Below are 13,929 nucleotides of genomic sequence, written 5' to 3'. Positions count from 1 at the left end.
GCGGTAGGTGATCCGAGGCGGCGCGTGAGCGTGCTGCTTCCGTGACAGGGGAACGTGCGTGCGCGACGGATCGGGATCCTCCGGGTTGTCATCGCTAGAGCTGGAATTTCTCGAAGGTCTTTGATGTGATGCCCCCCTGGACGAGTAGCTCGCGGAAGACGAGCTGCGCGAGCAGCTGTCGGGCGGGGGCGTCGCACAGCAGTGCGAGCGCGGCGAGCCGCGGCACCGGCAACACCTCGGTGTGAGAGGTGAAGGCCTCCCGCAACTCGTCGGAGTCGATGGACGAGCCGTAGTCGGCCACCAGCAGGACGAGGCACCTCTCGAACCGGCTGTCCGCGTCGGTCCCCTCAAGCCGCTCGATCGCGGCCCTGAGACGTGCGCGGCCCCGCAACGCCGTGCCGATGCCGGCCCGCTGTGAGGGCTTGGCGCAGCGGGCCGCGAGTTCCGAGCACACCAGCCGCACGACGGAGGTGTCGATCGGCTCCCGGTCTCCCGCCTCGACCAGTTTCTCGACGGAGAGCGACGCGAGGGCCGGCGCGGACCGGCGCGGGTCGAGGCGGCCGGCGAGCCTCACCGTGACGGCCGGGTCGGCCACCGGCATCCGGGACAGCGCGGTCAGAAGCCGCGCGGGAACCGGATCCACGTCCCTGAGGATCTGCTCAAGCCCGTCCACGGTGAGCTTGGGCCCGTAGGCCACGCTCAGCACCAGGTCGTAGAGATGCTCCTGGACCGACGGGACCAGGACGGGGCTCCTGGCCAGGAGGCGGCGGTCGCTCACGATGTTGCGGCGGCGACGCACGCCGCCGTTCACCGCGGCCGAACCCCGCAGCGCGTCGAGCCGGGCCAGGTGATCGGGGATCAGGCCGACCTGCTCCTCCTCGATGCTGTCGGCGCAGGCGATCAGCAGGTCGTCGATCGACGTGTGGGTGGGCTCGCCACCGGACTCGACGATCGAAGGGACGACCTCCAGGTCCTCCGTGGAGAACCTCCGCTGCCCGGTGTCACGGGCGAACCGCGCGATCAGCCCGGCGAGTCCCTTCTCCATCCCGCTCGCCAGCATCTCGTGATAGCGGTGGGCGACGGGATGGCTCTCGGGAACGCTCACCCCCTGCTTCCAGGTGATGGTGAGCGCGTTCTCCGACGGGTGGTCGGCGAAGAACAGCCTGCTCCGGTGACCGGTCGCGAGGGGAGCCCACGTCGAGGCGATCAGTTTGGTCCTGAAGCCGTACGGGAGCAGCGCGGCCACCGTGTCCAGGAACCTGAGCCGGTCGAGCAGCGACGCTCCGCCGCCTTCGACGACGCAGACCTTTTTCCCCGTGAGCAGGAGGGCCGCCGCGCCGATGACGGTCTGGTCCACGGCCTCCGCGGTGACCTCGGCGTCCAGTGCCGGCGGGTCGATGACGAGCGGACCGCCGTCCGGCGGTCTCTGATCGTTCAGCGCCCGGTAGAGCCGCTCGTAGGAGACGGGGCCGAAGGCGGCCTGCGCGTAGGGCACGCAGAAGCAGCGGGTGACCGCTATCTCCCGGCCCAACCCGTCGAACGTGCCGGACCACTCCTGGACGGCGAGGAAGATGTGCGCGTCCTCGGCGGCGCCGGCCCAGGCGATCGTCACCTGGGGGAGCTGCCTGGGGGTCGTCATCGCGTACCGCTCGACGAGCTCGGAGAAGCCCGAGCGGGGGATCCGTCCCTGACCGCAGGACAGGACCTCGGGCAGGCCCTTGCTTCCCGGGGACATGCCCCACAGCGCCCACTCGACGGTTATCGGCATGGCCGGCCTCCCACTCAGAAGTCCGGGAAGAGCAGGAAGAGCTCCACGAGTGCGATGATCATGAGCGCGACGATCACGGAGTACAGGGTGAAGGGGGGCACGGGATACTCGGCCCTTTTGCCTCGTCGCCCGCGCCCGAACCACTGCCTCCGCTTCTTCCTCGGCGGATCGGCCGCGATCAGGTGGCCCACACCCGACTCGGATTCGAGCAGCGACCTCTCGATCTCCTCGATGACCTTGCGGTCGAGTCCCGAATCGCGCACGAGGTTGATGGCGGACTTCTTCAGGGCGTCCCCCGCGCCCTTGCCGAACAGGAACGCCGCGGTGGCGAACAGCGGCGCCGACTGCCAGCCCGAGGAACGGACGACCTCCTCGAACTGCTTGGGGCCGAACTCCGGCCCGTAGGCCGCCCTCAGCAGGCGGTAGAGCCTCTCGAACCGGGCCCGGTCTCCGGTCGGATGAAGCCCGCTGATCGCGTCGGCGAGATAACCGTACTCGCGCAGGGCCTCGGCGATCTGGGGGTCTTCGGCATCGCCGCCACCCCGCCTCACGAGCTCGTCACAGGCGATCTCCATCACCCGCATGTCGTAGGGCTGCCGTGCGGCCATCGCGACCAGGTCCCTGGTCTGCAGTGGCCTGAGTATCTCCTCCAGCTCCTCCCTACCCTGGTCGTGCGCCGTTTTCATGGAGGCGACCGGATCGGGAGAGGGCCTGTGGACGATCGCCGTCGTCGACACCCTGACCGGCGGGGCCACCTCCCGGGCGACCTCGTCCGTCCGCGGCGCGGACGGGGCCGGCGGACCGTGTCCGGCCATCTGGATCACCGCGAGCAGGTAGGCCCGCAGTTCCTCGGGCAGACCGTCCTTCGGCGGCAGCAGCCGGCGGTCCCTGATGATTTTCTGGTACCGGGCCCGCTCGTCGTCCGAGATCGCCGACCCTCGGTTCGCGACAGCGTCGTCCAGCCTTTCGAGGACATCCCTGATCTCGGCCGTCCCGCCGCGTTCGAGGACGTCGGCGCACTCGGTCAGCAGCCCTTCCACCGAGTCCTGAGCGCGCGGGGACACGGGCGGGGGCATGAGTGCGGGTACTGAGGGTTTGAACCCCCGTAGGAGGTCCAGCGCACGGGCCCTGCCGTTCTTGCCGAACGTGAGCGGTTCGGTCCGCGAGGCGAGCCAGTCGACCAGATCGGCGTCCGGATCGTGACGCGCCAGCAGGGTGAGGTAACGGTACGCGTCCTCCTCCCGATCGGGGATCTCCGCCGGCCGCCCCCAGACGACCGGGTATGTCCCCGCCGGGACGTGCTGGGTGAACGCGAGTCTGATCTTGTGGTCGGCGGTGCTGCTCGCCCAGGTCGACGCCGTCAGCCTCGCGCGCATGCCGTACGGGAGCAGCGCGGCCACCGTGTCGAGGAATCGCAGACGCTCGATCATCGGAACGGCCTCGCCACCCACGACGCAGACGTGCTGACCGGTCATGAGCAGCGCGGCCGCGCAGATGGCCGTCCAGTTGATCCTCGCCGCGACCGCGCCGGAGTCGAACGCGGGCACGGGGACCACGAGTTGCCTCTCCGTGTCCATCGGGAACGCCCCGAGAGCCTGGTAGAGATCTTCGTAGGACACCGGGAAGGCGGACTGGGCGATGTGGGCGTACGGCACGCAGAAGTAGTGGGTGCGGGCGATCCTGCGGTGCCGCCTGTCCTCCTCGTCCGACCAGCTCTGGATGGCCAGGACCAGGTGCGCGTCATCCCCGCTGCCCACCCACGCGATCACGACCTGGGGCAGCTCCTCGGGAGTGCCGATCGTGTAGACGGTCCTGATGTCCTCGAAGTCGTCGCGGCTGAGCAGCCCCTGGCTGCAGGCGAGGATCCTGTAGTCGTCGCCGCTGCCGGGGAGCTTTCCCCCGACCGCCCATTCGAACGGCAGGCGCACCGTGCTCATCGGCCAGTCCTCCTGATCGGCTACGGCGCGGAAATCCGCTGTCCGAGCCAGAGCATCGGCTCCATCACATTGATGGGGCGCACTTCGCCGCGTATCCGGATCTCGGTGTTGTATCGGGTCTCGGAGGCCGGCTCACCGTCCGCCGGCCGGGAAATCATCGGAACAAGATTCTGATAGTCGTCCATGTCGAAGAGCTTGTTCTTCGGGCCGACGTAGAAACCAATCGATGACGTGACAAAGTACCTAATTCGGTCTTCACGGAAAAATCGCCCAATAGCATTCAGTACCATATCCGCGTTTCCGCTCGCCGACACCCTGCACAGCTGCTGGAACAGCTCTTTCGCGTCGTCGTTCGCCACCCGGGGAAACCCGAAGGGATCCTCGGGGTCGGTCGTGAGCAACCTCAGCCGCTTCGCCGTCTCCAGCACCTTGAAGTCGTCGAACTTGGTGATGCAGACCGCGAGATGGTGCGGCAGCTTGCCGTCCGTCACCGCGGATCCGGCGATCACCTGCTCGGCGAGCTGGGCCAGGGCCCCGTAGAAGTATTCGAACGCGTCACCGTCCTCGTTCTCCCTGATGGGATCGAAGAGGAAGACGATGCCCCTGCTGTGCACCAGGTTGCGGAGCAGGTCCTGCTGGGAGGCGCCACCCCCTCGCTGGTTGCCGAACGCCCCGCCGGGCGGGTCGAGAAGATTGATGCCGATCTTGAGGGCACGGGTCGTCCTCGACCTGCGGAACCAGCGTGCGCGCCGCCTGTGCTGCCCCACCAGGAACCAGTTGTAGTTGTCCAGCCCCTGCGTCGCCGGAGGGAACACCTTGTCCCGCGACAGTGCCGTGGTCTTCTCCGTCAGAAAGCTGGTGGACTGGGCGTCCGCGCCCACGACGCTCCAGTCGCCCTCCTGGCGGAGCAGGGCGATGTTGAGCGCGGCGAGAAGCGTGGTCTTCCCACTGCCCGGAGCGCCCCACATCGCGATGTTGGGCAGCGAACGCTCGGATCCGAGGTCGGGAGCCACGCGCTGCCCGCTCCACATGTTCGTCATGGCACCTCAATCAGGGGGAAGGGGATCGGTTGGTCCTGAGGCGCCGTCAGACCGAGCTCGGCACCGAACTCTCTGATGTCCAGGGCGTCCAGCCAGGTCAGCGCGGTGGCGCCCAGGCGGGACCAGACGGGGTCGGCCTCTCCGACGTCTCGGTCGCAGATCGCTCCGAACGCGATGCCGGGGTGCTGTCCGAGCCGGCGCAGCAGCGCGCGCCAGTCGTGCCGATACGGGCAGGGCAGGATCGTCCCGTTCACTCTGGCCGGATGCGGCGGCCGGTCGCCGACCGTGAGGAGCACCGTCCGCTCGGCCTCTCCCTCACCGATCCGGCCGGCCACCACGGCGAGCATGTCCTCCAGCTGCGCACCGTGCGGGTGGCCTTCGGGCGCCGGGTCGCGCTCCTCCAGGCGGGACAGCGAGGCGAGGGCCTGCCCGGGAGGAACCAGCCAGTCCGCGACCTCCACCTTCACCTCGGGAACCCTCCGGTCGTAGGAGTGCGCACCGTAGGTGACCAGTGAAACCTGGAGGAAGCCCGAGGGGTCCGCGGACATCCTTGTGATCATCTGACGGATGCGGTCGAGCCGCGTCGTGACGTCATCCGGAGCACCGCTGATCTCCACCGCGCAGATCAGGTGCCGCGAGCCGTCCCGGGTGTCGAGCCGGCGCGGGACCGCCTCGACCAGGTCGGCCCAGCTGCGGTCGTCGTCCACCAGCCCCGGCAGGCCGAGGAAACGGACCCGGCCGGGTCTCTCCAGCTCGACCGTGAAATCGTGAAGGCCGGGGACGAGCCTCGCCGACTGCACCGACAGCAGCAGCGGCCTGTGCCCCCAGGCCACCACGGCGAACGCGGTGCCCCTCTCGTCACCCGCCTCACAGCGAGCGCTGACCTCGACGACCGCGCCTGGCCTCGCCCCGATGCCGAACAGCTGGTGAGCGGCGAGTTCGAGCCCACCCGTCACCGCGCTCCGTCTCAGCACGACCAACTCGTACGGGCGGTCCAGCGGGTCGTTCCTGACGACCTCGCGCAGCAGCGCGTCGACCCGCACGTCCGCCTGGACGAAGGCCATCGCCTCCGGGCACGCCGCGTGCAGCCAGGCCATCGCCTGCCCGGCCAGAGGACTGTCGGGGAAGGAGCAGACAAGGATCAGCACGTCGTGGGAGTGGACGCCCGCGGCGCGGAGGACGGCTTCCTCCGTGGGGTCCTGCCTCGCGGCATCACGCCGCGCGGGGTCCTGCCACGTGAGGTCACCCCGCGCGAAATCGCGCCCGCCCTCCCCCGACAGAGAGGTCCACGGGATCACCGGGGTGAACCGGCAGCGCGGCCTGCCCAGGTCGTCGCGGCGCAGGTGGAACGTGGTGATGCCGTCGGCGGCCACCTCCACCACGGTCAGCCCCCCGGACTCGTCGAGTCCCGCGACCGCCCCGGCGAGAGCCTTGCGGAGCGGAACCTCACCCGGCTCGGTCACCTGATGGCCTCCGTAACGCGTCTGAAGAAAGGCACGGAGCACCATCGGCGCGACGACTCCGCCCGCCTCCCGAAGCCCCCGGCGAATTCCCGAACATCTGCGGCGTAATTCCCTTTCCGCCTTTTGTCAAGGTCGCGACGGCCTCACAATGATCATCTCCGGGACGCTCCCCGGGCTTGATTTCCCTGCGGTATAAGGAATCACACCTTACGGAATTATAATAGTGTCCATGTCATGGCGACGCCCCGCGCTCGTGATCTAAAGTTCATAGCCGCCGGTTCGAGCGCCATTCGGAAGGGGAATAGATGAGGACACTCCTGATTGCCCTGTCCGGCGCACGCCCAGAAATCCTGAAGCTCTGCCCGACCGAGCAGGGCAAGTTCGAGGGCATCGGCGGGGCGGTGCTCACCACCAGCGTGCTGGCGGTCGTGTCGATGACATTCGCCCTCAACTCCGCGCTCGGCGTCTCCCTCCTCATCGCCATCCCCGCCAGCCTCGTCTGGGGCCTGGCCATCATGAGCCTCGACCGCTGGCTGGTCAGCACCATGCACGCCGACGGGTCGCGCCGCTGGCGGGTGGCCCTGCCACGGATCCTCATGGCCCTGCTGCTCGGCATCGTCATCTCCACCCCGCTGGTGCTGCAGATCTTCAAATCCGAGATCGACGCGCAGATCGTCCAGATCAAACAGCAGCGTGCCAACGAGTTCGCCACGCGGCAGAGCGCGGGCAGCGTCGGGCGTGAGGTCGGCGACCTCCGCAAGGAGGTGACCGCTCTCCAGAACGTGATCACTTCGGAGGGCGACGTCCCGCTGGATCCCTCCAAGGACCCGAAGGTCAAGTCACTGACGGCCGAGCGCGACGCCCAGCAGAAGCAGGCGGAAAAGCTCTACGACGAGTGGCAGTGCCAGCTCTACGGCGGCAAGACGTGTCCGCGCAAGGGCAACGGCCCCCTCGCCCAGGCCAGCGAGAGGACCTACGAGAAGGCAAAAGGCCGGGTCGACCTGCTCAACCGGCAGATCGAGGAGCGCAAGGCGGAGCTCACCGCCACGGACGAGAACAGCAGGTCAGAGCGCCTCGCCCAGGCGAGGCAGGCACTGCCCAGGACCCAGGAGTCGCTCGACGCCGCCGTACGGCGTCAGAGCGACCTGCAGAACGCGTTCGACGCGGAGAACCGGGCCACCGGCGGGCTGCTGATCCGGCTGCAGGCCCTCAACGAGGTGTCCGGTGAGGACATCACCCTCAGGGCGACCCACCTCCTGCTGATCCTGCTGTTCCTGCTGATCGAGTGCCTGCCGGTCGCGGTCAAGCTGATGCAGAAGCCGGGCAACTACGAGAAGATTCTCAACCTCGCGGCGAAGCAGGAGTTCCGCGACGCGCGAGACAGCTACAGCTCCCAGTTCGGTTCCGCCATCCCCTCACCGGGTTCCGCGACACGGCAGGACCCCGACGACCCCGCGTCGATATGGGATATCTGGGAGGAGCCAGACCCGTTACGCGCCGCTCACAGGGTGCAGACTCCGGCCGGGCCGTCGAACACCGCGCGTATGACCGACCCTCGCACCCTGGACGGCGACCACTACTCCGCCGAGGACGACATGCTGCGCGCGATGCCGAACACCCGGGTGTTCGGCAGATCCGACTCCGGCGACGGCCCTGCGGGCGAGCGGCCCGGCAGGATCGAGCTGTTCCCCGATGACGACGACTGATCCTGCGTGACCCCCGAGACGAACGGCCGCGTGGTCAACGGCCGCTACCGGCTCCTGTCCGTGATCGGCAGCGGCGGGATGGGCAACGTGTGGCTCGCCGAGGACGAGGTGCTCGGCCGCCGCGTCGCACTCAAGGAGCTCGTCCTGTCACCGAACGGAGAGCCCCTGTCCGTGCGCCGCCAACGCGTGCTGCGCGAGGCGCGGGCCGCGGCGCGGATCAGGCACCCCGGCATCGTCGAGGTCTACGACGTGTTCGTGGAGGACGATCTCTCCTGGATCGTGATGGCCCACGTCAAGGGCCACTCGCTCCAGGACCTGATCGAGCAGGGTCCCCTCGACGAGCGCCGGATCGCCGAGATCGGCGGGCGGGTGCTGGCCGCGTTGACCGCCGCACACCGGGTCGACGTGCTGCACCGCGACGTGAAGCCCGCCAACATCCTCCTCGGCGAGGAGAACGAGGTGTTCCTCGTCGACTTCGGCATCGCCCATATCGTCGGCGAGAGCCGCCTCACCTCGCAGAACGCCTTCGCGGGCACCCTGGAGTACATGGCGCCCGAACGGATCAACGGCCTCCCCCCGGGGCCGCCCGCCGACCTGTGGTCCCTGGGTGCCACCCTCTTCCACGCCCTGGAGGGCCACTCACCGTTCTTCCGCGGCAGCGTGCCGGCCACCATGAAGGCCATCACCTTCGACGCCCCTCCCCCCCTCACCCGTACGGGGCCGCTCTCCGACGCCATCGTCAGGCTGCTGCGCAAGGCCCCCGAACGGCGGATGGACGCCTGGGAGCTCAGGGAGGTTCTGAGGTCGATCGTCGCCACCCCCCGGAGCCACCCCGCGCAGCACCGATCCAGGTCCGCTCCCGCATCTCCTTCTCCCGGCTTCGCGCCCTCGCCTCCACCGCATCGCCGCGAGGCGACCCCCGCGTCTCCCCCGCCGCACCATCGCCAGGCGTCCCCCGCCTCTCCTCCACCCGATCTCACCCCCTCGCCTCCATCACCCCGTCACGAAGCGAACCCCTCACCTCCCTCCCCCCACCTCACCCGCTCCCCCTCGCGCCGCCCCGTGCCCGGAGTCGCGGATCGCACGCCGGAGAGGTCCGTGGATCTCGGAGGGATGGATCCGGCGGAAACCGCACGGGTTCTCGGCGCCATGGCGGCCTCACCCGCGGCGCGGCTGCTCGCCCGCCTTCCCACGGAGAGCGCCCAGCGGGTGCTGATCCGGATGGAGCCGGACGTCGCGGCGGCGATCCTGCGGGAACTGTCGGCAGTGAGGGCCGCCTCGATCCTCGACGCGGCTCCGGCGAGGACCGGCGGCGCCGTGCTGAACGTGATGGCGGCCAAGCCTCAGGAGGCCGCCGCGATGCTGCGAGCGATGGGGACGACCCGCGCGGGCCAGGCACTGAGCCACATCGATCCCGGGCGGGGCGGCGCACTGCTGGGCGCCGTTCCCCCCGGTGAGGCCGCGAAGATCCTCGCGTGTACGGACACGCGGACCACGGCCGGAATCGTCCGCGCCCTCTCGGCGAGCCCGCTCGCCATCCGCCTGATCGAGACGATGCCGGTGAAAAGGGCGTGTGGCGTGCTCGGCTACCTGCCCCCGGCCGTCATCGCCGGACTGCTCGGATCCTCCTCCGACGGCCGCGCCGACCGCCTGCTCAACGGGCTCGACGACGCCGTACGCGCTCAGGTCCTGCGCCATATGCGTCCGCCGAGGGAGCAACGGCCGCGCGCGGGAGGGGCACGCCCGGAAAACCCGGGCGGTGGCCGGAGGTGACCGCCGGACGATGGCCGGGTGAGGACCGGGTGAAGGTCTGGTGGGAGCCGGACGACGGCCGGATGAAGGCCTGACAGGGACCGGGCGGGGCCGGAAATGACTGAGGGCACCTCCGCGATGCGGAAGGTGCCCAGGTCATCGGCTTGAGCCGGTGGTGCGCCGCCAGGGACTCGAACCCCGGACCCGCTGATTAAGAGTCAGCTGCTCTAACCAACTGAGCTAGCGGCGCTTGCGACGGAGGTAACTCTAGCAGCAGCCTCAGCGCGCTCGCACCCCGATTGATCCCGGTCGGCCCCTGTCCGGATCCTCCCGTGAATCGCCCGGAATCCGAATCTGCCCCTGAACAGACGCGGGGCCGGACAGTCCCCCAACTGTCCGGCCCCGGCCTCTTCGCGGGCTTTGCCGTCGTCTCCCCCAAGACTCGGGCGGCTCCGCTCAGGAACGCGATCCCCCTCGCGTTCTTATCCGGTGAAAAGTCTCTGCAACGCTCCCCCCGGGCTTCGCAGACCCCTCGACCTGCAACAACACTACCTAGTCAAATGCAACGAGCGCGTCATCCAAAGGTTGATTTTGCGCCTACACCCAACCTTGACCCGGTATCACCGAAGCGCCGTCAGCCCTGCGGGCATGGGGAAGCGTGCCGTCGAGGAGGCGATCGCATTGGTTGGGGGTCGGTGGCGCATCGGCTGGGGCGCCCGGCGGGGTCGTCAGGGGAGTTCGAGATTGATCTCGGTATTGTCCTTCAGAGCGCGGCTCACCGTGCAGTACTTCTCCTCGACGCGGTGGGCCACGGCGCGGAAGACCTCGGCGGCCTTCTCGTCGCCCTCGGGCAGTTCCACGTCGTAGGTGATGGTGATCGGCCCCAGCCTGGAGGTCTCGATCTTCTCGGCCTGGACGGTCATGGCGAGACGGACCATGCGGTGGCCGCGCTGGGCCGTGAGCGGCTCCACGGTGACGATGTTGCAGCCGCCGAGCGCGGCGAGCAGCAGCTCGACGGGGGTGAACACCCCCTGCTCGTCACCGCCGCCCATCGCGACCTCGGCTCCGCGGTCGTTGCGCGCCACGAACCCGTCCTCGGTCCGCTCCACTCTCACCTGTGCCATGGCGTCCCTCCCCTGAGAACCTGCCGATCACCCTACAGAGGCGCGCAGGTGGAGGAACGCCCGGGTTGAGGCAGGAAGGAGACTCCCTCAGGCTTCGGGATGTTTGGAGAGGTATTCGATGTAGAACGGTCGCAACGCCTCTCCCAGCTCTCCGTGGCCCGAGGCCATCGCATCGCTGAGCAGGGCCGAGACCTTGCTGAGGTCGTTGGTCGTCTCAGTCTCGCTGCCCGTGGACGCATTCGCCGCGGGGATCAACGTGAGCAACTCCCACAGAAAGCCGAGATCTCCGTGGTGCACGGCGTAGTGCACCGCGCGATCATGCAGTTCCTGGGCCGACAGCGTCTCAAGCTCGTCCGTTTCCAACAGACCCACCCCCTCACGCCCCTTCTGCCCCGAGAATATGACCATCATGCGCAATTGACGGTATGCACCGTCAACGCGTCGGCCGGAGCGGTGTCTTTCCCGTGGTGGCGCCGCGAAAGCATGTCGATGAACGCCCGAAGAGCGGTCTCCGGCCGTCGACCACGGTCCCGACTAAGGTGATCTTGGTTTCACGGAGTCATATACCCTCTTCATCGATCATGTCCGCCGGCCTGGTTTCCGTCTCCGGCCCGGCTTTCGTCCCCGCCTTGGTCCCCGGGCCCGGCTTCGGAGGAGGCCCCGGCTTGGGAACCGGCCCCGGCCTGGGTGGAGGTCCCGGCTTGGGGACCGGACGTGATTCGGTCCCGGGTTCCGCACCGGGTTTCGTTTCGGGCTTCGTTCCGGCTCCCTCCTCGGGGCCCCTCCCGAAACTCTTCCCGGGTTCCACCCCGGGGCTCCTCCCGGTTCGTGCGGACGGCTCCCCCTGTCGGCCGGCGGACGATCGGTTGTCGGACATGATGAGGCCCTCCTCGGCGATTCGTGCTCCTCACCTGGGACTCTCCCACCCGGCGGAGGTCCTTCCCGCCGAGGAACGGCACGCCTGACAGGATCTCGCCACTTTCATGACCGCATACGGTCACGGATGCGAAACTCTCCACGGGAGCCGGGGGCGGCTCGCCGTCCCGCCGATCGGGGCGACCGGTGCCTCCGTGTCACCCGGTGACGATCGGAGCCGCAGATGCCGGGGCGATACAGCAGACTCCCTGTTATACGCATATATCCACTCTCAAAACGTGGATCTATCACCCGTCCCACCATCCATGCGAGGATGCCGAAACGTGAAAATACTCATCAAAATAGTGGTTGTAGCAGCCGCTCTATGGGCGGCGACCCAACTCGTGAGCGGTATCGCCGTGTCCGCGGCGACCCCGACCAAGGAGATCGGCACGCTCGTCGCCGTCGCCCTCATCTTCGGGGTCGTCAACGCGGTCCTGAAGCCGATCATCGCGACGCTCGGCTGCGCCTTCTACATCCTCACACTCGGCCTGTTCGCCCTGGTGGTCAACGCCGGCCTGCTGTTGCTGACCAGCTGGATCGCCGAACAGCTCCATCTGCCCTTCCACGTCGACGGCTTCTGGGCCGCGTTCTGGGGAGCGATCGTCATCGCTCTGGTCAGCTGGCTGCTCGACCTGATCTTCGACGCGATCGTCGGCGACTGAGCGGATGACCCTCGTCCTTGACGGCGCCCACCTGACCTGCGAGCAGGTCGACCGGGCGGCCCACGGCTCCGGGATCGCGTTGGGCTCCACCACCCGCGCGCAGGCGGCGTGGCGGATGGCCGGCCTGCTCAACGGACCCGTGTACGGCCGGACCACCGGGGTGGGCGCCAACAAGGACGTGGAGACCGAGGACACCGGCCTGGACCTGCTCCGCAGCCACGCGGGCGGCGCCGGGCCGACGATCGAGGCGTTCCGCGCCCGCGCCACCCTCGTCGTCCGTCTCAACCAGCTGCTGGCCGGCGGCTCGGGAGTCGACCCGGCCCTTCTTCCCGTTCTCGCCGCCGCCGTCAACCTGGGTCTCACCCCGCCGATCCGCACCTACGGCGCCATCGGCACCGGCGACCTCACCGCCCTCGCCACCACCGCGCTCTGCCTCCTCGGCGAGCTTCCCTGGACCCGGCCCTCGGACACCGTACGGATCGAGGCACGAGCCGGGGACACCGGGAATCCCCCGACCGAGTCCGAGACCAGAGCCGGGCCCGGGACCCGAGCCGGAATCGGGGCCCGAGCCGGAATCGGGGCCCGAGCCGGAATCGGGGACACCCGGTCCTGGGAACGAGCCGAGGGCAGCCCTCCGGGGACGCGGCCGTGGGATCCCGTGCCCCGGTTCGCGCTCGCCTCCGTGGACGCGCTGCCGTTCATCAGCTCGGGCGCGGCGACCCTGGCGGACGCGGCGCTGGCCTGTCACCGCCTGGGAGTCCTCCTGTCCGCCGCCACGGCGGTCGCGGCCCGCTCCTTCCGGGCGATCGAGGCCTCGCTCGAACCGCTCTCCCCCGTCGTGCAACGCGGCCCCGAGCAGACCGAGGTAGCGGCCGGGCTGCGCGCCCTGGTCGGCCCCACCAGCCCGCGCCGCGTCCAGGACCCGTACGGCTACCGGGCCTTTCCGCAGGTCCACGGAGCCGTGCTCGACGCTCTCGGACGAGCGGAACGAACGATCACCGAGGAGATGAACGCGGCTCCCGAGAACCCGCTGATCGCCGGCGGCCGGGCCTGGCACAACGGCAACTTCCACTCGGCGCGGGTCGCGCTCGCCCTCGACGCCCTGCGGGCCGCGCTCGTGCAGACCGCGACGCTGAGCGCGGCCAGGCTCGCCACCCTGAACGACCCGGCCCACACGGGCCTGCTCCCCTTCCTCGCCGAGCGTCCGGGACTGTCCGGGGTCATGATCCTCGAATACGTCGCGCACTCCGCCCTGGCCGAGCTGCGCCACCTGGCCGCCCCGGTCACCCTGGGCGGAGCCGTGCTCTCCCTCGGCACCGAGGACCACGCGAGCTTCACCCCACAGGCGGCCCGCTCCGCGCTCGCCGCCGCCGAACCGCTGGAGATCGTCCTGGCGTGCGAGCTGGTGGCCTCCGTACGAGCCCTGCGGCAGCGCGGCCTGCCCTGCGACCTGCCACTCGATCCGGCGATGCGCGACCGCCCCCTGGACGCCGACCTCGACGCGGCACGCGGGCTCCTGCCCGGTCTCGTCCCCTGAGACCTCCGAGTTCTTCACGACC

Annotated in this window: 10 protein-coding genes and 1 tRNA gene; 4 read left to right on the top strand and 7 right to left on the bottom strand. The window is 69.3% G+C overall.

What is annotated here, in order from left to right:
• Positions 1–94: 94 nt before the first annotated feature.
• From ABZ664_RS14050 to ABZ664_RS14035, 4 genes are read right to left on the bottom strand one after another with little or no spacing between them, the layout of a single operon-like run.
• Positions 95–1,768, bottom strand: a complete 1,674-nt coding sequence (locus tag ABZ664_RS14050) for a hypothetical protein (protein ID WP_362508161.1) — start codon at positions 1,766–1,768, stop codon at positions 95–97.
• Positions 1,769–1,782: 14 nt separating this feature from the next.
• Positions 1,783–3,705, bottom strand: a complete 1,923-nt coding sequence (locus ABZ664_RS14045; RefSeq protein ID WP_362508157.1) for a hypothetical protein — start codon at positions 3,703–3,705, stop codon at positions 1,783–1,785.
• A 20-nt stretch (positions 3,706–3,725) separates the two neighbouring features.
• Complete coding sequence (locus tag ABZ664_RS14040; RefSeq protein ID WP_362508154.1) at positions 3,726–4,745, bottom strand: hypothetical protein; 1,020 nt, start codon at positions 4,743–4,745, stop codon at positions 3,726–3,728.
• Complete coding sequence (locus ABZ664_RS14035) at positions 4,742–6,208, bottom strand: hypothetical protein (protein ID WP_362508151.1); 1,467 nt, start codon at positions 6,206–6,208, stop codon at positions 4,742–4,744. The genes ABZ664_RS14040 and ABZ664_RS14035 overlap by 4 nt, the downstream gene beginning before the upstream one ends.
• Before the next feature lie 305 nt (positions 6,209–6,513).
• Between ABZ664_RS14035 and ABZ664_RS14030 the strand changes: the two genes are divergently transcribed.
• Positions 6,514–7,914 carry a DUF4407 domain-containing protein gene (locus tag ABZ664_RS14030; RefSeq protein WP_362508148.1) on the top strand — a complete coding sequence of 467 codons (1,401 nt, stop codon included), beginning with the start codon at positions 6,514–6,516 and terminating at the stop codon, positions 7,912–7,914.
• Positions 7,915–7,920: 6 nt separating this feature from the next.
• Positions 7,921–9,687 carry a protein kinase gene (locus ABZ664_RS14025; protein ID WP_362508145.1) on the top strand — a complete coding sequence of 589 codons (1,767 nt, stop codon included), beginning with the start codon at positions 7,921–7,923 and terminating at the stop codon, positions 9,685–9,687.
• A gap of 152 nt (positions 9,688–9,839) precedes the next feature.
• Here ABZ664_RS14025 and ABZ664_RS14020 read toward each other — a convergent pair.
• The 3 genes from ABZ664_RS14020 to ABZ664_RS14010 form a co-directional block, all read right to left on the bottom strand.
• Positions 9,840–9,916 (bottom strand) — tRNA-Lys (locus ABZ664_RS14020).
• A gap of 478 nt (positions 9,917–10,394) precedes the next feature.
• Positions 10,395–10,790 carry an OsmC family protein gene (locus ABZ664_RS14015; RefSeq protein WP_362508142.1) on the bottom strand — a complete coding sequence of 132 codons (396 nt, stop codon included), beginning with the start codon at positions 10,788–10,790 and terminating at the stop codon, positions 10,395–10,397.
• 87 nt (positions 10,791–10,877) lie between these two features.
• A complete protein-coding gene (locus ABZ664_RS14010; RefSeq protein WP_362508139.1) occupies positions 10,878–11,201 on the bottom strand; it encodes a hypothetical protein in 324 nt (107 codons plus the stop codon).
• Positions 11,202–11,989: 788 nt separating this feature from the next.
• Between ABZ664_RS14010 and ABZ664_RS14005 the strand changes: the two genes are divergently transcribed.
• Both ABZ664_RS14005 and ABZ664_RS14000 read left to right on the top strand, forming a co-directional pair.
• The gene (locus tag ABZ664_RS14005) at positions 11,990–12,370 is read left to right on the top strand and encodes a phage holin family protein (protein ID WP_362508136.1); all 381 of its coding nucleotides are present in this window, start codon (positions 11,990–11,992) and stop codon (positions 12,368–12,370) included.
• Between the two features lie 4 nt (positions 12,371–12,374).
• The gene (locus ABZ664_RS14000) at positions 12,375–13,907 is read left to right on the top strand and encodes an aromatic amino acid lyase (RefSeq protein ID WP_362508133.1); all 1,533 of its coding nucleotides are present in this window, start codon (positions 12,375–12,377) and stop codon (positions 13,905–13,907) included.
• Positions 13,908–13,929: the final 22 nt, after the last annotated feature.

Origin of the sequence: Streptosporangium sp. NPDC006930 (assembly GCF_040635605.1) — a bacterium.
GTDB lineage: Bacteria > Actinomycetota > Actinomycetes > Streptosporangiales > Streptosporangiaceae > Streptosporangium.
This window is presented reverse-complemented; position numbering and strand designations above follow the sequence as displayed.